Genomic DNA, 17,783 nt, shown 5'->3' on the forward strand with positions numbered 1-17,783 from the left:
GGCCGCGGAGACGGTCAGGCCCGCTCGACAAAGGAGGCCCATGACCCTCGCGCCGTTTCTGACGCTCTTGTCCGAGCATCCGGTGCTCGTGCTGTTCCTGGTCACCGGCATCGGCGCGGCGATCGGCCGCATCCGGCTGTGGGGGATGTCGCTGGGTGCCGTCGCCGTGCTCTTCACGATGATCGCGCTCACGGCCTGGGGAGTGTCCCAGGGCGTCGTGATCGAGGTGCCCGCATACGTCGGGGACTTCGGACTGGTGCTGTTCGCCTTCAGCATCGGCGTGATCGCCGGGCCGGGTTTCGTGAACGCGCTCCGCACCTCCTACTGGATGCTGCTGCTGGTCTCGGCCATCATGATCGCCGCCGCCGCCCTGACGCTGTGGCTCGGGTGGATGCTGGATCTGTCGCCGGAAACGATCGCCGGCGCCTACGCGGGGTCGGTGACGAGCACCCCCGCTCTCGCGGCCACCGGGGGCAGTCCCGCCGCCACTGTCGGATACGCGAGCACCTATATCTTCGGCGTCGTGGGCGCGATGGGAGCCGTCGTGCTCGCACTGCGCCACAGCCGCACCGACACCGACGCGCCGCCGCGCATTGTCGATCTCGTGGTGCGAATCGACACCGACAGCAATCCGACGATGACCGACCTCACCCGCCGGCACGGTGGCCGCGTGCTGGTCTCGCGCTTGCGTCGCCCCGACGGTGAGGTGATCGTCGTCGGTCCCGACACGGTCCTGGAGAAGGGGTCGATCATCAACATCGTCGGTCCCGAGCGGGTCGTCGCCGCCGTCACCGACCAGTTGGGGCATCCGTCGACGCTGAACATCACCCACGATCGCAGCCGACTCGACTATCGGCGCATCATCCTGTCGGACTCGCGGTGGTCGGGGCGCACGATCGCGCAACTCGGTGTCGCCGAACGATTCGGCGCGACGATCGTGCGGGTGCGGCGCGGGGATGTCGAGTTCCTCGGCACCCCCGACTTCGTGCTGCACCAGGGCGACAGGTTGCGGGTCGTCGCTCCGCGCGATCAGCTGCCCGCGGTCACGGCCTTTCTGGGCGACTCCGAGCGGGGCATGGCCGACCTCAACCCCGTGGCGCTGGGCCTGGGCATCGCGGCAGGCATGTTGCTCGGGCTCATCGAGGTGCCGCTGCCGGGCGGATCCCACCTGTCGCTCGGTGCGGCTGCCGGCGCGCTCATCGTCGGCCTGGTGATGGGCAGGATCGGGCGGATCGGTCGCTTCGTGACGACCATCCCCAACGCCGCAGCGACGGCTCTGGGCGAGCTCGGCCTGCTGATCTTCCTCGCCTACGCCGGCTCGAAGGCGGGGTCGCAGATCCTCCAGGCGATCGCGTCGGGAGAGATCGTCGCTCTCGTCGCAATCGGGTTGGTCGTGACATCCTTCGCGATGTTCGGCACCTACCTGCTGGTGCGACACATCCTGCATCTGGGGGGAACCAAGCTGTCGGGTGTCATCGCCGGAGCGCAGACCAATACCGCCATCCTCGCCTTCGCCCAGGAGCGGACCGGCCACGACGTCCGTGTCGCCCTCGGCTACAGCCTCGTCTATCCGACAGCGCTGGTCGTGAAGATCTTGCTCGCCCAGCTCCTCACGCTGTTGTGACGCGGAGCGGCCGCGGGCGGCCTCCGCGCCTACCGCGTTTCCCGAACTGTGACAACCCTGGTCCCGATCGGCGTCCGACGTCTGTAGCCTCGAAGCATGGCTCTGTTCTCTCGACGCCCCGCAGAAAAGCCTGCCGAGACGCCTGAGGTCGCCCCAGAGGGCCCGGCCACGGATGCCCCGGCCTCGGACGCGTCGGCAGAGGAACCGGACTTCGACGCTGTCGTCGGAATCTCGATGTCGTCCTTCCAAGGCCTCGGCGCGCCGGCACCGGCGCCCGGCAGCGGAGCACAGGACACCGCGCCTCCGGCGCCGACGGCAGGCGAGGCCGACAGTGCCGCGCGCCCCACGCCGCAGGACAACGGTCCGCTTGTGGCCGCCCTCGCGGCGCTCCCCGAGCGGCCGGAACCGGCCCAGCTGCTCCAGGTGGCGCGCCAGCTGCTGCAAGGGCACCTCTATCTGCGTGTCAAAGGCGACGCCAAGCGGATGCTCGCCGAGGGCGAGAACATCCCCCTCGCCATCACGACGATCGGTGAGAACCAGTACGTTCTCGCCTACAGCGGAGTGAACGCGCTGCGGGCGAGCCTTGCCGCCGACGGTGCCACCGACACCTCGGCGATGGCACAGCCGGCGCAGGCGGTCCTGCGATTCCTTCTGTCCGGCACGTATGCCGGACTCATCGTCGACCCGGCGTCCGCCCCCGCGCGAGCGCTGCTCTCCCGCGACCTCATCGCCCAGATGATGGAGCAGGCCGATCCGGAGTTCCGCGTCAAGAAGCTGCTCGCGGCCCGCCGCACCGACTCCACGCCCGATGAGGTCGTCGCGGCCATCCCGTCCTCGCGCCTGTGGATCGCGGTCAACAAGCCCGAGGGTTCGGATCAGGTCGGTGTCGCCGAGGCCCGCACTGCCGATGGTGACCGTCTCATCGAAGTGTTCACCCATCCCATCGAGATCGCCGCGCTCGGGCGCGGCGATCGCCCCGCCTCCGTGACCGGCGCACAGCTGGGAGCCGCGTTGCGCGCGGACCCTGGCCTGGCCGGCATCCTCATCGATCCCGCAGGGCCGTGGATCCGACTCGATCGTGATCAGCTCGCTCCGCTCATGGTCGAGACGCCCAGCGATGGCGACTGACCGGATCATCCTCGAGATACCCGGTCCGGACGGAGACCGGGAGGTCGGCCTGTCCAGTCCCGATCGCGTCCTGTGGCCCGCCGTCGGGATCACCAAACGCGAGCTGGCCGAGTACCTCCTGGCGGTCGCCGTCCCCTTCCTCGCGGCCAACGGCGATCGGCCGGTCTCGCTCGAGCGTTACCCCGATTCGGTCGAGGGGGAGATGTTCTTCTCCAAGAACCCGCCCAAGGGTGCGCCGCCCTTCGTCGACACCGTCACCGTGACTTACAACAGCGGGCGGCGGCATCCGCAGATCGTCCTCACCGAGCCCGCCGCCGTCGTGTGGGCCGCGCAGATGAACACCGTCGTGTTCCACCCGTGGGCTTCGCGGACCGCGAACACCGACAACCCCGTCGAACTGCGCATCGACCTCGACCCGCAGCCGGGCACCGACTTCGCCGACGCCGCCGCGGTGGCCCCCGCGCTGCGGGACGTCCTCGCCGAGGCGGGGCTGGAGGCGTGGATCAAGACGAGCGGGAATCGCGGCATCCACCTGTTCTGTCCGATCGAGCCGGAGTGGGAGTTCCTGGATGTCCGGCATGCGGTGATCGCCGCCGGCCGCGAGCTGGAGCGACGGATGCCGGAGCGCGTCACGACCAACTGGTGGAAGGAAGAGCGCGGGCAGCGGGTGTTCATCGACTTCAACCAGGCAAATCGCGACCGCACGATGGCGGGCGCGTACAGCCCTCGGGCATTACCGACGGCGACCGTTGCCACCCCCATCACGTGGGACGAGCTGGCCTCCGTCGATCCGGCATCGTTCACGGTGCGCACCGTGCCGCAGCGCCTCGCCGACATCGGCGACCCCTGGGCGGAGTTCGGCGCGTCGCCCGGCAGGATCGACACGCTGCTGCAGTGGTGGGAGCGAGACCTCGCGGACGGCCTCGGAGAGTTGCCCTTCCCGCCCGAGTTCCCCAAGATGCCCGGCGAGCCCCCGCGGGTCCAACCCAGCCGGGCGCGCACGCCCGACCCGACCGACCATCCCGAGACCGAGGGGGACTCGTGACCGCATCGACCGCAGGTGAATCCCGCGCCGACCAGACCGCCGGGCGGACCGAGGCGGCGACGATCGACCAGTGGATCGCACGTGCGCTGCGCAGCCGGTGGATCGTGCGTGCGCCCATTCCGCTCTTCCGGGCGGGACTGGGCTGGGTCTTCGGAGGTCGCCTCATGCTCATCGAGCACATCGGCCGCACGAGCGGGGAGCCACGGTACGTCGTCGTCGAGGTCATCGAGCGCGAGACGAACGCGATTCGGGTGGCCTCCGGACACGGACCGAAGGCGCAGTGGTTCCGAAACCTCTCCGCCCACCCCGCCGCACGCCTCTGGGTCGGCCGAGCGAAGGCTGTGCCCGCGGTCGCGCGCATCCTCCCCGACGAGGAGGCTGCCGCCGTGTTGGCGCGCTACGCGCGGGTCCATCCCGATGCGTGGGAGCACCTGAAGGCTGCGATGGACGAGCTCGCGGGTGGCGATGCCTCCGTCCCCGTGATCGAGTTCACCCCGCCGCCGCGCTGATCCGACCGGCAGCCGACGGTCACCTCTCGAGCACCGCTCCCACGTCGTACGCACGCACCGACTCGAGCTGCTCATACGTGCAGGAGCGGGGATCGCGGTCGGGCCGCCACCGCAGGAACTGGACGGTGTGCCGAAAGCGCCACTTCTCGAGCTGGTCGTAACGCACCTCGAGCACCCGCTCGGGCCGCAGCTGCACGAACGACACGTCCTTCCCCGACGCGAAGCGGGACCGCTCGCCCTCGCCCGTGATCGCCGCACCGGACTCGTCGCGCTCGACCAGGGGCGCCAGCTCCTCGACGAGCGCGAGCCGACGCGCGTTCGACCAGGCCGCGACACCACCGACCTGAACGAGCTGACCGTCGTCGGTGTAGAGGCCCACAAGAAGCGATCCGACCCCTTGGCCGCTCTTGTGGATGCGGTAGCCGAGCGCGACGACATCCGCCGTGCGCGCGTGCTTGATCTTGAACATCGCGCGCGTGCCCGGCGCGTACGGCTGCGCGAGGGGCTTCGCCACCACTCCGTCGAGGCCGGCGCCCTCGAACTCCTCGAGCCAACGGTTCGCAAGGTGCGGGTCGGAGGTCGTGCGCGTGAGGTGCACCGGATGCGGCACGCTGCGCAGCAGGTCGACCAGCTCGGCGCGCCGAGCGGAGAACGGCTCGGCTGCCAGGTCGCGGTCGCCGCGGGCAAGGATGTCGAAGGCGATGAACATCGCGGGCGTCTGCTCGCTGAGCATCCGTACCCGCGACGCGGCAGGGTGGATGCGCGCGGTCAGCGCGTCCCAGTCGAGGCGCTGGGCGCCGGGCTCGCCCAGCGCGATCACGATCTCGCCATCGAGGAGGCACGGCTCCGGGAGCAGCAGGGAGAACGCCTCGACCAACTCGGGGAAGTATCGCGTGAGGGGTTTCGAACCGCGGCTGCCGATCTCGAGATCCGTGCCGTCCCACGACACGAGGGCGCGGAAACCGTCCCACTTCGGCTCGAAGCTCAGGCCGCCCGCGCTCGCGCCCGGCTCCGGGATGCGATCGACGGACTTCGCGAGCATCGGCTCGGGGATGGCGTAGGGCATGGGGTCAGCATCCTGTCTCGCCGGGCGACTGTCCAGCCCCCAGGTCAGGACGGCGCCGGCTCGGTCCTCTTGCGCCGAGCCCACCGGGCCGGCAGGTCCGGACCGTCCCACACCTGCACGATGCCCCAGGCGACGGCCGTGATCGGCACAGCCAACACGGCGCCGACGATGCCGCCGAGCACGGTGCCCACGGTCAGAGCGATCAGGATGACGAACGAGTGCAGCTTCATGGAGCGGCCCATCAGCACCGGTTGCAGGAAGTTGCCCTCCAGCTGGTTGACCGCCACGACCACCCCGACGACGAACAGCGCGTTGACCCACCCGTTGGCCACGAGCGCGACGAGGGCGGCGAGGATGCCGGCGATCGTCGCACCGACGATCGGGATGAAGGCGAGAAGAAAGACCAGGACGGCAAGCGGTAGGGCGAGCGGGACCTGCAGGATCCATAGGCCGATGCCGATGCCGATCGCGTCGACGAGGGCGACCGATGCCGTGCCTCGCACGTAGGCGCCGAGGGTCGAGACGGTCTTGTCGCCGATGCGGCGCGCCCGGGCTTCGGCGGAGCCGCGGAAGGGACGCAGGAGGAACTCCCACATCCGCGGTCCGTCCTTGAGGAAGAAGAAGAGCACCACGACCATCAGCACGAAGCCGGTCGCGAAGTTGGCGACGACGCTCACCCCCGCGATGGCACCGGTGCCGAACTGTGCGCTCGTGATGAAGTCCTGGAGGGAGGCGATCCACTGGTCGATCTGTTCCTGATCGATCCCGAACGGCAGCGTCTGCACCCACTGCCACAGCTGCTGGGCGCCGGCCTCTGCCTGACTGTAGAGCATGTCCCACTGGTCTCGGACCGCCCAGACGATGAGCCAGCCGACCCCGCCGAGCAGCAGCACGATCGCCAGCAGCGCGATGAGGGTCGCAAGGATGGACGGAACGCCGCGGCGCCGCATCCAGCTCATGGCGGGGGCGAACGCCGACGCGAAGATCAGCGCGAGCAGGACGGGGATCACCACGAGCGTGATCTGCTGGAGCCCCCAGATGATCCCGACCGCGAGCGCGACCACGACGATGATCTGCAGGCCGCGGGTCGCAAGCATCCCGAACTTGTCGCCCCACATCTTGCTGGGCGGGACGATGCCGTCGTCGGGGACGGCGAGGGCGCTATTGCTGTCCTTGTGCGAGCCGATGCCGAACAATCCCATTCCTCGACCGTAGCCGCGTTTGCCGGGCGCGCGCACCGGCTTGACGGGGGAGGCGGTTTCCGCAACGCCTTCCCCCAGGCGTGGGCGCCGTGAGGTCAGTCGAGCTCGCCGAACAGGTCGCCGAGAGAGATCGGCACTCCGGCCGCGTCGCCGAGCGCGGTGCGCGCCGCGTGCCAGCCGCTCATCCCGTGCACGGCGGGCCCCGGCGGGGTTGAGGCTGAGGCCAGGTACACGCCCGGCAGCGGCGTTCGCCACGGATGCCGTGACACCACGGGACGGCGGACCGCTTGCGCGATCGTGAAGGCGCCACCGGAGATGTCGCCTCCGATCTCCGCGGGGTTGAGGTGAGCCCGCTGCACCGCGGTCGAGGAATGCAGCGCCAGAATCCGGTCCCGGACACCGGGTGCGAAGCGCTCGATCTGGGCGAGGATGGCATCGGTCGCATCCACCGGTGAACCGAGCGGAACGTGTGTGTACGCCCACAGCACTGCCTTGCCGGCGGGAGCGCGCGTCGGATCGATCACCGACGGCTGCACGGCCAACACGAACGGTCTGCGCGGGATCCGGCGGCGGAGGACCTCACGTTCGGCGGCGATGATCTCCTCCCGGGTGCCGCCGAGGTGCACGGTCGGTGCACGGCCGACTTCGGGGTCGCGCCACGGGACCGGCCCGTCGAGGGCGACATCGATCTTCATGACGCCCGGCCCGTACCGGTAGCGGCGGATCGCGCCGGCGTAGCGGGCAGGAAGACCGGACGCCGTGAGCAGCAGCCGTGGCGACGTGTCCAGGATGAGGAGGTCGCCCGCGCGCGGATCGCCCCAGTCCAGGTCGTCGAGGGCGGTGACGCGCACCCCCGTCTCGATGACCCCGCCGTGGGCACGGATGTCGTCGGCCAGCGCATCCGCGATCGCCTGCGCACCTCCGCGGGGGACCGGCCACCCGCCGGCGTGCCCGTGGGCCGCCAGCAGCAGGCCCGCCGCGGCCGACGCCAGCGACGGCATCCACGTGTTGGCGTGCGCCATCGCGCCGGCCATCAGGGCGGCGGCGCGGGGTGTGCGAAAGCTCTGCGACCCGAGGCGGGTGCCCTGCTCGAGTACTCGGATGCCGTAGCGCAACGCGGTCAGCGGATGCTGCGGCATCCGGATCAGCTGGTCGCTCGTGACGGCGGTGAGCTCGTCGATGTGCCGCGCGAGAGGGCGTGTCATCGCCAGCCAGGCGCGGCCGTCGACGCCGAGGTCCTGCGCGGCGCGGTCGACATCGCGCCAGGCGATCGCGGCCGGCCCGTGGTCGAGCGGGTGTGCGTACGAGGCCTCGGGAATCAGCCACGAGACGCGCTGGTCCAGGCGCATCGCCCGGAACACGGGCGACGCCAGTGCCGCCGGATGGACGGCCGAGCACACGTCATGACGGAATCCGGGCAGTGTCAGCGCCTCGGTCCGCACCCCGCCGCCGATCCCGTCGGCTGCCTCCAGGACGCGCACGCGCAGTCCCGCCCGGGCCAGTGTCGCCGCGGCGGTCAGACCGTTCGGGCCGCTGCCGACCACGGTTGCGTGCGCCGCCATGTCGCCAGTCTGCCAGTCTCGGCACCCGCCGGCCCGGACATGCCAGGATCCGGGGCCCGTAGCGCTCAGCGCGGTGGCGCGGGTCGCATCGCCGGCGTTGACCGCTCACGTGCTGGCCGGGAAGAATCCGGGGGAGCGACGGATCCCGCCGTTGCCCGGATCCACGAGAGCGCCGCTGAGTCGATGAGCACACGGATACAGGTCGTCTACGAGTCGCAGTTCGGCAACGTCGAGCGCCTTGCGGAGGCGATCGCCGCCGAGTTCGGTGTCGCCGCGCGCGCACTGTGGGAAGGCGGCCCGGAGGTGGACACGGGCACCGATGTGGTGGTTCTCGGCGCACCCACGCATATGTTCACGCTGTCGACGGCGCTCAGCCGATCACTGGCGCGCAGCAGCGGCGGTCGGGGCGGCCCGGGAATGCGCGAGTGGCTGGCAACCGCAGCGCTGGAGCGCGCCGGAGCCGTTGCCGTGTTCGGCACCCAGAGCAGCCGGTTCTCGGGATCGGCGACGAGGGCGGCCGTGCGCCGCGCGCGTGGGCGCGGGTCGACCGTGATCGGGTCGGCGGAGTTCCTGGTGACAGCGCAGGCAGGCCCCCTCGCCGCCGGTGAGCTCGACCGAGCCCGGGACTGGGCGAGGGCGATCCGGCAGCAGATCGCCGGGGCGTCCTGACGCGCACGGCAGTCTGGGTCGCCACGGCCGGTGCGCGCCCTCGCGGCCGGCGCAGTCGCGCTCAGCCCTCGAGAGTGGAGCCGATCCGGCGGGTGACCTCGGCCAGCGGCATCCGCCGGGGGAACACGGCCACGACGACCTCGTCGTGCTCCGGGTGCGCGGGGTCGGGGTGCACGCCGAACTTGCGCATGACGTCATCGAGCGCATGGCGCAGCACCGACACGGGGACGGGTGCGGTGTCGCGGAGCAGCTGACGGAGCACATGGTTGTGGACGGCCGCGATGGCCGCCGAGAAGCCGACCGCCTCGACCGGGTCAAGCCCGGGCAACGCGCGACGCAGGTACTCATCGAACAGCCGCTCGTATCGGAACACTGTGACGATCTCGCGCTCGCGAAGCGCCGGTACCTTGCGCACCACCGAGTAGCGGCGCCGCGCGAGGTCGGGGTCGGCAGCGAAGTGCTCGAACACCGTCACGGCGGCATCGCACACCGCCGCCCACGGGTTCTCGTGCGGCTGCGACAGATACTCGCGCACCCGAGCGAGGAGCACCTCGTGGTCGGCGAACACCACGTCGTCCTTGCCGCCGAACTGCCGGAAGAAGGTGGACCGCGAGCTCCCCGCCGCCTGCGCGATCTGCTCGACGGATGTCGCATCGAAGCCATTCCGGTCGAACAGATCGAGCGCGACAGCGACGACCGCGTTCCGCGACGACGGTGTGGCGGCTGAGGTGTCGGACATGCCGTGAGCCTACCGCCGGGGGAACCTCAAGTTTGTCTCAGCGTTACCTCAAGGAAGGGGCCGCTCCGCCCAGGATCACCCCATGAACACCCGGTTTTCCGGTATCGGGCGGTAGCGTCGCCGTGCGGGGTCGCTTCGGGTGCGCAGCATCCGTCGGCGCCGCGTTTGCTTGAGAGGCGTCCGATCAGCGGACAAGGATGGAAGCGCGGATGAGCACACGCACAGCGCTGCCGTCGACACGACGGCCGCAGTGGGGTTCCGAGAAACGGCGTGAGCCGCTCTCGACCGTGCACGCGCGCCCATCGGCCGCGAAAGTGGTGTGGGCGCGGATCGCGATCGGCGCGACGATCGCCGCCTGGCTCGGTTACATGGTCGTGACGATCCTGCCCCAGCTGTTCGCCAATGAGGGGGTGTTCCGAACGCTCGAGGCCATCCTGTACGCGGCGGTCGTGACGTTCCTGACTTTCTCCGCGCTCATGTATCTGGTCGCGCGCGAAGGTGCACTTCGGCGGTTCCGCGACCACGTCCGCGCTCCGCGAGGCGAGCTCGACCGGCACTTCGCCGACGGTCATCAGGACGGGCTGACGGTGCTCATCCCGTCGTATGCCGAAGAGCCGGCCGTCGTACGCAAGACGATGTGGTCGGCGGCCCTTCAGGAGTATCCGTCGCTGCGGGTCGTGCTGCTCCTGGATGACAGCCCGTTTCCCACGGACCCGGCCGTCCGCGAGCGACTCGAGGAGACGCGCCGGATCGCCTCAGACATCGAGACGGCTCTCGCCGAGCCCGGCGAGCGATTCACGGCTGCCCTCCTGGCCTACGAGAACGAGTGGCTCCTGGGCGGCACGATCGCCCCGGACGCCGTCGACACGCTCCGCGATGAGTACGTCGCTGCCGTGGCGTGGCTTCGTGCCCTCGGCGACGCCTGGCCCCACGAGGATCACGTCGACACCTTCTTCATCGACCAGGTCGTCGGTGGGCTCGCCGATGACCTGGATGCGACGGCGGTGGCGTTGCAGGCCGCCGTGGATGCCGATGCCGCACCGACCGGTGAGCGACTTCTCGAGCTTCACCGCCGACTGGTGCGGATCTTCACGGTCGAGGCGACCACTTTCGAACGCAAGCGCTATGCGTCGCTGTCGAACGAGCCCAACAAGGCGATGAACCTGAACGCCTACATCGGCCTGCTCGGCGGGCGCTACCACGCTCATCCGACCGACGCAGGGACGGTGCTGGTCAAGGTCGGCCCCGGCGATGAGGCCGATCTCGTCATCCCTGACACGCCCTACCTCCTGACGCTCGACGCCGACTCGCTGCTGCTGCGCGATTACTGCCTGCGCCTGGTCCACTTCCTCGAGCAGCCGGAGAACCAGCGCGTCGCGGTGACACAGACGCCGTACTCGTCCTTCCGCGGAGCCCCCACGCGCATCGAGCGGCTGGCGGGCGCGACGACCGACATCCAGCACATCCTCCACCAGGGGATGTCGGCGCACGAGGCGACCTTCTGGGTCGGGGCCAACGCTGTCATCCGTCGGCGCGCGCTCGAGGACATCGTCCAGGTCGAGATGGTCAACGGCTACGAGGTCCGGCGCTACGTGCAGGACCGCACCGTCATCGAGGACACCGAGTCGAGCATCGACCTCGCCGACCAGGGGTGGACCCTCGTCAACTACCCCGAGCGCTTGAGCTACAGCGCCACCCCGCCCGACTTCGGTTCGCTCGTCGTGCAGCGGCGCCGGTGGGCCAACGGCGGCCTGTTGATCATGCCGAAGTTCCTGAAGTACGCCCAGCGGCGACGTAAGTCGCACCGGCCGATCACGATCGCCGAGTGGATGCTGCGCACCAACTACATGGCGTCGCTGGCGTGGGCGTCGTTCGGTCTGATCATGCTGCTGACGTATCCGTTCGACAGCAGACTCCTCAGCCCGCTCGTCGTGTTCGCGGCGCTGCCGTACTTCATCTCCCAGGCGAGCGACCTGCGGTACTCGGGCTATCGCACGATCGACATCCTGCGGATCTACGGTTTCAACCTGATCCTGCTGCCGGTCAACCTCGCCGGAGTGCTCAAGTCCATCGAGCAGGCGCTCACGGGCAAGAAGATCCCCTTTGCCCGAACGCCGAAGGTACGCAACCGCACGGCGACGCAACTGCTGTACGTCGTCGCTCCCTACGCGATCGTGATCTTCTCGGTCTTCACCGCGTGGTGGAACATCCTCCACGAGAACTGGGGCACCGCCGCGTTCGCGGCGTTCAACGCGACTCTCGCCGCCTGGGCCATCGTCGAGAACATCGGCATCCTCGAGTCCCTCGCCGACACCTGGCTGGGCCTCACTGACTGGATGTGGGTGGATGCGACGCCCACGAAGCCTGGGCGTGCGCAGGCCGGGTCGCCGCAGACCCAGCCCGACTGGCGGGCGGCGCTCTACCACGGCCATCCCGCGCCGGGCGAGACCGCTCCGGCCTATCTGCCTCCGCCCACGGTTCCCGCCCGCGCACCGATGCTCGAACTGGCTGCACTCGAACAGCCAGCGGTGACCGCGGCGCTGGCACTCGATCCACCGGAACCCGATCCGGTGACGGCGACCCCACCCGAGGTCGCCGACGCCGAGGCGGCTGCTGAGCCGGAACCCGAAGCGGTGCCGGCAGCCGCCCCGGCGGCCCCCGACGCGGAGACGCTCGTCGACCGGCTCGACACGGCACCCGCGATGGCCGAGCCGCAGCCGGAGGTAGACCTCGATGTCGGCCCTGAGCCCCACCTCGACTCCGAGCCCGTGTTCGACCCTGCGCCCCACCTCGACCCCGAGCCCGTGCTCGGGCTGAAGCACGAGGGGGATCCCGAACTCCTGCCGCAGGCCGTGGAGGCGGAGCCGCGGATCATCGCGGCGGCCTCCGACACCTGGGTCCCTGAGCCGCAGGTCCTGGCGGCTGAGGCCGAGCGCCAGACCGTCGTTCCCGAGCCGGAACCGATCACGCAGGCCGACCAGTTCCGCCCCACCTATGCGATCGCCCCCGCCTACGGCATGGAGCTGGTGCCCGACCTGTGGATGCCGGGACCCGGCGGCCGCATCGTCTCAGCGCAGTGGGATGACTTCGGCGACGCCGCCGAGCACCCCGTCGAGATCGCCACCGACGCATGGACTCCGGCCGACCGGCCGGACCGTGCTGTGCAGGTCTATCCGCCGGCTCAGCCGGTTCTCCAGGAGCCGCCTCGCGCCTCGCACTCCGCCGGCTCACCGCCCTTCCCCCAGGCTCATCCCGTGGCGTACCCGGCGACCCCGCAGTACGTCTTCGCGCAGCCCACTGCGGAGCCGCACGCCGGGGTGCGCTACCCGGAAGCGCCCGCGCCCACATCCTCGCGCTGGCAGGATGCCGCACCCGCCGTCGCTGACCACTGGCAGGGCCAGGCGCCGCAGTATTCGGCGCCGCCCGTCGGAGCCCCGGCGCCCTCGCCGACTCCGGTCTGGTACGACCACGCGCCGCAGCCGCAGTATCCGCAGCCGCAGTGGCAACAGACCCACGCTCCGGCGGTCTCCCCGCAACACCGGGTGTGGCCCGCCGAGACGGTGCAACCCTTCTTCCACGCGGGGGAGCCCGTCGGCGATCAGGCAGCGCAGCCGGGAGACTGGCACGCCGTCTCCGCGCCCGAGGAGTGGCCTGCAGGCTCCACCCCGGCCGCGGCGAGGGCCGTCCCCGACGCTGTTCCGGTAGGTGTGCCACCGGGGCGGATGCCACTGCGCAATGAGGTTCCCCTCTCGCCCGGCGCTCCCGTGTCGCGCCCGGTGCGCGGCAGAGGTCGAGGGTGGTGACCGACAAGGCGGCGACGAGTGCCCACGAGCGCAGAGCGACGGGTCCGCACGCCGGCAAACGCCTGTCGCCGTGGCGCGTCATGCTCGGCATCCTCATCGCCGCCGCCGCCGGGGTGGCGATCTGGTTCGGATTCCACACGGTTACCGACCGGGTGGTGATCGACCCGAATCAGCCCTGGTTCGCGGCCTACGTCGACACGACCCTCACCCCGGCCTACGCGTTCGAGTCGCCCGCGTCCGCTGCCGACGAGGATGTCGTCCTCGGGTTCGTCGTCGCGGCCGACGAGAGTACCTGCGAACCCTCGTGGGGGGCGGCCTACTCGCTCGATCAGGCTGCCCGCGACCTCGATCTGGACCGTCGCATCGCGCGGCTGCGTCAGCAGGGCGGCGACGTCGTGGTCAGCTTCGGCGGCCGGGACAACACGGAGCTGGCGGCAGCCTGTCCCGATGCCGAGTCTCTCGCCGCCGCGTACCGGGCGGTGATCGACCGGTACGACCTCACGCTCATCGATCTGGACATCGAAGGCGAGGCGCTCACGGATGCCGCAACCGGCGCGCGCCGAGCCGAGGCGTTGCGCATGCTCCAGGACGAGCGGGACCCCGACGATCCGCTCACGGTGTGGGTCACTCTGCCGGTGACGCCCGAGGGCCTCGATGCCGCCGGTGAGGCCGCGGCCGCACAACTGATCGACGCCGGTGTGCGCCTCGGTGGGATCAATGCCATGACGATGGACTACGGCGTCGACCTCGGGGGTCGGACGATGGGGGATGTCGCGATCTCCGCGATCCGGGGAGTGCGCGACCAACTCGTGGAGATGCTGCGGGACACGGACGAGCCGCTCAGCTCGGCGGCGGCCTGGGCTCGTATCGGCGCGACACCGATGATCGGCCAGAACGACATCGTGGACGAAGTCTTCACGATGGACGACGCCGCTCAGCTCAACCAGTTCGCCCGGGAGGCCGGGCTCGGACGGGTGTCGATGTGGTCGGCGAACCGGGACCGCTCGTGCGGGGACAACTACGCCGATGTGCGGATCGTGTCGAACTTCTGCAGCGGCGTCGATCAGGGCCAGGAGAGCTTCGCGGTGGTGCTCGGCGATGGCCTGACGAACACGGGCACATCCGGCAGCCACACGCCCGTGCCGCTGCCCAGCGCGTCGGCGACGGATGACCCCGCCTCGAGCCCGTACCCGATCTGGAACCCCGAGACCCGTTATCTCGCGGGCTCGAAGGTGGTGTGGCACGGCATGGTCTACACCGCGAAGTGGTGGACCCGGGGGGATGTTCCCGATGACCCGATGGTCAGTGGCGCCGAGAGTCCCTGGGATCTCGTGGGTCCCGTGCTTCCGGGTGAGACGCCCTACGCGGTGCCGACCCTGCCGCCGGGGACCTACCCCGACTGGTCCGGCGATGCGGTGTACCGCGAGGGCGACCGCGTGCTCTATGACGGCGTGCCGTTCGAAGCCAAGTGGTGGACACAGGGCGACAGCCCTGCTGCGGCATCCGACGATCCCGATGGCTCGCCGTGGGTTCCGCTCACCGCCGCCCAGATCGAACAGATCGCGGGCGGCTGAGCGCCCGCGATCACGGCGGCGTCTCAACCGTTCTTTCTCGGGTAGTAGGCTGCTTTCTTGGTCGAACTCTCTCGACATCGAGACATCAGACACCCCTCACCCACCCGACGCCGCAGCGGAGGACATCAGCGTGGATCTGTACGAGTACCAGGCACGAGACCTATTCGAAAAGTACGAGGTGCCGGTGCTCCCCGGCATCATCGCCGACACCCCTGAGGAGGCGAGGGCGGCTGCCGAGAAGATCGGCGGTGTCGTCGTCGTCAAGGCTCAGGTCAAGACCGGCGGCCGCGGCAAGGCCGGCGGCGTCAAGGTCGCGAAGAACGCCGACGAGGCCTACGAGGCCGCGAAGGCGATCCTGGGCCTGGACATCAAGGGACATGTCGTGGGGCGCGTCATGGTCGCCGCCGGCGCCAAGATCGCGGAGGAGTACTACTTCTCCGTGCTGCTGGACCGTGCGAACCGCTCGTACCTGAGCCTGTGCTCGGTCGAGGGCGGCATGGAGATCGAGCAGCTGGCCGTCGAAAAGCCCGAGGCGCTCGCGCGCGTCGAGGTCGACCCGCTCGCCGGGATCACGCCCGAGAAGGCGCTCGAGATCGCCTCAGCCGCCGGCTTCGACGCCGAGCTGGCCCCGAAGGTCGCCGACGTGTTCGTCAAGCTTTTCGCCGTCTACACCGGCGAGGACGCGACGCTCGTCGAGGTCAACCCGCTCGTGCGCACCGAGGACGGCGAGATCATCGCCCTCGATGGCAAGGTCTCGCTCGACGAGAACGCCGGGTTCCGTCACCCCGAGCACGAAGAGCTCGAAGACAAGGCTGCCGCCGACCCGCTCGAGGCCAAGGCCAAGGCGAACGACCTCAACTACGTCAAGCTCGACGGCGCCGTCGGCATCATCGGCAACGGCGCGGGCCTCGTGATGTCGACCCTCGACGTGGTCGCCTACGCCGGTGAGGCCCACGGCGGCGTCAAGCCCGCGAACTTCCTCGACATCGGCGGCGGGGCATCCGCAGCCGTCATGGCCGCGGGACTGGATGTCATCCTCGGCGACCCGCAGGTCAAGAGCGTGTTCGTCAACGTCTTCGGCGGGATCACGGCGTGCGACGCCGTCGCCAACGGCATCAAGGGGGCGCTGGACACCCTGGGCGACACCGCATCCAAGCCGCTCGTGGTGCGCCTGGACGGCAACCGCGTCGAAGAGGGCCGCGCGATCCTGCGCGAGTACGCTCACCCCCTCGTGACCCTGGCCGAGACGATGGACGAGGGCGCCGACAAGGCTGCCGAGCTCGCGAACGTCTGACCCGGCATCCGGACTCAACCGAAGGACTTCACAGACATGTCGATCTTCCTCAACAAGGACTCCAAGGTCATCGTCCAGGGCATCACCGGCGGCGAAGGCACCAAGCACACGGCCCTCATGCTCAAGGCCGGCACGCAGGTCGTCGGGGGCGTCAACGCCCGCAAGGCCGGCACGACCGTGAGCCACACCGACAAGGACGGCAACCCCGTCGAGCTCCCGGTGTTCGCCTCCGTCGCCGAAGCGATGGCCGCGACCGGCGCCGACGTCTCGATCGCGTTCGTCCCGGCCGCGTTCACGAAGGATGCGATGATCGAGGCCATCGACGCCGAGATCCCGCTGCTCGTGGTCATCACCGAGGGCGTCCCGGTCGGCGACACCGCCGAGGCCTGGGCGTACGCGAAGAGCAAGGGCAACACGACCCGCATCATCGGCCCCAACTGCCCCGGCATCATCACGCCCGGCGAGTCACTCGTGGGCATCACGCCCGCCAACATCACCGGCAAGGGCCCGATCGGCCTCGTCTCGAAGTCGGGGACCCTGACCTACCAGATGATGTTCGAGCTGCGTGACCTCGGCTTCTCGACTGCGATCGGCATCGGCGGTGACCCGATCATCGGCACGACGCACATCGACGCGCTCGCCGCGTTCGAGGCCGACCCCGAGACCAAGGCGATCGTCATGATCGGCGAGATCGGTGGGGATGCCGAAGAGCGCGCCGCCGACTTCATCAAGGCCAACGTGACCAAGCCGGTCGTCGGCTACGTCGCGGGCTTCACGGCTCCCGAGGGCAAGACGATGGGCCACGCCGGCGCCATCGTCTCGGGCTCGGCGGGCACGGCGCAGGCCAAGAAGGAAGCCCTCGAGGCCGCGGGCGTCAAGGTCGGCAAGACGCCGTCCGAGACGGCGGCCCTGATGCGCGAGATCATCGAGTCTCTCTGACATCGTCTTCCTCTCGAGACACCCTCCGTCGCGCGAAGCACCGCGCGACGGAGGGTGTCTCGCATGAGGGGTGGTGCCTCGCGGACAGGTGTGGGTGCGGGCGGGGGAGCCGGGCGGTAGCCTGATGCCATGCCGCTGACTGGAGAGTACAAGCCGTCGACGTCGGAGTGGGCGCGCACGCAGGCCGAGACCTATGAGGCAACCGGAGGTGCCGAGGGCTCGACGCTGCGCGGCAAGCCTGTCATCGTCCTGACCACGCTCGGCGCGAAGACCGGGGGGCTTCGCAAGACGGCGCTCATGCGCGTCGAACACGACGGCAGCTACGCGGTGATCGCATCGAAGGGCGGCGCGCCGGACGAACCGAAGTGGGCCGGCAACATGCGCAAGAACCCCACCGTGGAACTGCAGGATGGCGCCACAAAGCGCGACTACCGTGCGCGCGAGGTCGACGGCGACGAGCGCGAGCTGTGGTGGGCGCGCGCGGTCGAGGTCTGGCCCGATTACGACGAGTACCAGAAGAAGACCGACCGGCGTATCGCGGTCTTCGTGCTCGACCCGGCCTGAGCCTCCCCTCCCCGCCCGACGGAGGCTGGGAGTTCGCTCGCAGTGGGGGGTTTTTCCGGTCCGCC

Annotated in this window: 14 protein-coding genes; 10 read left to right on the forward strand and 4 right to left on the reverse strand. The window is 70.0% G+C overall.

Annotation, left to right across the window (positions count from 1 at the left end; translation table 11 throughout):
• The first annotated feature begins 40 nt into the window (after positions 1 to 40).
• From AC3ENO_RS11135 to AC3ENO_RS11150, 4 genes are all read left to right on the forward strand, one after another.
• Positions 41 to 1,624, forward strand: coding sequence for an aspartate:alanine exchanger family transporter (locus AC3ENO_RS11135; RefSeq protein WP_434970685.1), 1,584 nt, complete (start codon positions 41 to 43; stop codon positions 1,622 to 1,624).
• Between the two features lie 96 nt (positions 1,625 to 1,720).
• Positions 1,721 to 2,752, forward strand: a complete 1,032-nt coding sequence (locus AC3ENO_RS11140; RefSeq protein WP_434970686.1) for an SseB family protein — start codon at positions 1,721 to 1,723, stop codon at positions 2,750 to 2,752.
• Positions 2,742 to 3,797, forward strand: coding sequence for a non-homologous end-joining DNA ligase (gene ligD / locus AC3ENO_RS11145; RefSeq protein ID WP_434970687.1), 1,056 nt, complete (start codon positions 2,742 to 2,744; stop codon positions 3,795 to 3,797). The genes AC3ENO_RS11140 and ligD overlap by 11 nt, the downstream gene beginning before the upstream one ends.
• Complete coding sequence (locus tag AC3ENO_RS11150) at positions 3,794 to 4,306, forward strand: nitroreductase family deazaflavin-dependent oxidoreductase (protein ID WP_434970688.1); 513 nt, start codon at positions 3,794 to 3,796, stop codon at positions 4,304 to 4,306. The genes ligD and AC3ENO_RS11150 overlap by 4 nt, the downstream gene beginning before the upstream one ends.
• 19 nt (positions 4,307 to 4,325) lie before the next feature.
• On the opposite strand, the gene AC3ENO_RS11155 is transcribed toward AC3ENO_RS11150, so the two are convergent.
• From AC3ENO_RS11155 to AC3ENO_RS11165, 3 genes are all read right to left on the reverse strand, one after another.
• Positions 4,326 to 5,372 carry an ATP-dependent DNA ligase gene (locus AC3ENO_RS11155; protein WP_434970689.1) on the reverse strand — a complete coding sequence of 349 codons (1,047 nt, stop codon included), beginning with the start codon at positions 5,370 to 5,372 and terminating at the stop codon, positions 4,326 to 4,328.
• Between the two features lie 44 nt (positions 5,373 to 5,416).
• Entirely contained in the window at positions 5,417 to 6,574 is a 1,158-nt protein-coding gene (locus AC3ENO_RS11160; RefSeq protein WP_434970690.1) for an AI-2E family transporter, read from the reverse strand.
• Positions 6,575 to 6,669: 95 nt separating this feature from the next.
• Entirely contained in the window at positions 6,670 to 8,136 is a 1,467-nt protein-coding gene (locus tag AC3ENO_RS11165) for a phytoene desaturase family protein (protein WP_434970691.1), read from the reverse strand.
• Between the two features lie 183 nt (positions 8,137 to 8,319).
• Between AC3ENO_RS11165 and AC3ENO_RS11170 the strand changes: the two genes are divergently transcribed.
• Positions 8,320 to 8,805: a flavodoxin family protein gene (locus AC3ENO_RS11170; RefSeq protein ID WP_434970692.1), complete on the forward strand. Its 486-nt coding sequence runs from the start codon at positions 8,320 to 8,322 to the stop codon at positions 8,803 to 8,805.
• Between the two features lie 61 nt (positions 8,806 to 8,866).
• Here the strand turns inward: AC3ENO_RS11170 and AC3ENO_RS11175 are convergent, their stop codons facing one another.
• The gene (locus AC3ENO_RS11175) at positions 8,867 to 9,544 is read right to left on the reverse strand and encodes a TetR family transcriptional regulator (RefSeq protein ID WP_434970693.1); all 678 of its coding nucleotides are present in this window, start codon (positions 9,542 to 9,544) and stop codon (positions 8,867 to 8,869) included.
• Between the two features lie 209 nt (positions 9,545 to 9,753).
• Between AC3ENO_RS11175 and AC3ENO_RS11180 the strand changes: the two genes are divergently transcribed.
• The 5 genes from AC3ENO_RS11180 (at position 9,754) to AC3ENO_RS11200 (ending at position 17,718) form a co-directional block, all read left to right on the forward strand.
• Complete coding sequence (locus AC3ENO_RS11180) at positions 9,754 to 13,347, forward strand: glycosyltransferase family 2 protein (protein WP_434970694.1); 3,594 nt, start codon at positions 9,754 to 9,756, stop codon at positions 13,345 to 13,347.
• The gene (locus tag AC3ENO_RS11185) at positions 13,344 to 14,921 is read left to right on the forward strand and encodes a chitinase (protein WP_434970695.1); all 1,578 of its coding nucleotides are present in this window, start codon (positions 13,344 to 13,346) and stop codon (positions 14,919 to 14,921) included. Before AC3ENO_RS11180 ends, AC3ENO_RS11185 begins: the two co-directional genes overlap by 4 nt.
• A 130-nt stretch (positions 14,922 to 15,051) precedes the next feature.
• Positions 15,052 to 16,215 (forward strand): ADP-forming succinate--CoA ligase subunit beta, encoded by a 1,164-nt coding sequence (sucC, locus tag AC3ENO_RS11190; protein ID WP_434970696.1) that lies wholly within the window; start codon positions 15,052 to 15,054, stop codon positions 16,213 to 16,215.
• Positions 16,216 to 16,251: 36 nt separating this feature from the next.
• On the forward strand, positions 16,252 to 17,154 hold the full coding sequence (sucD, locus tag AC3ENO_RS11195) for a succinate--CoA ligase subunit alpha (RefSeq protein WP_434970697.1): 903 nt from the start codon (positions 16,252 to 16,254) through the stop codon (positions 17,152 to 17,154).
• A gap of 129 nt (positions 17,155 to 17,283) precedes the next feature.
• Positions 17,284 to 17,718, forward strand: coding sequence for a nitroreductase family deazaflavin-dependent oxidoreductase (locus AC3ENO_RS11200; RefSeq protein WP_434970698.1), 435 nt, complete (start codon positions 17,284 to 17,286; stop codon positions 17,716 to 17,718).
• Positions 17,719 to 17,783: the final 65 nt, after the last annotated feature.

This window comes from Microbacterium sp. bgisy207 (assembly GCF_057706855.1).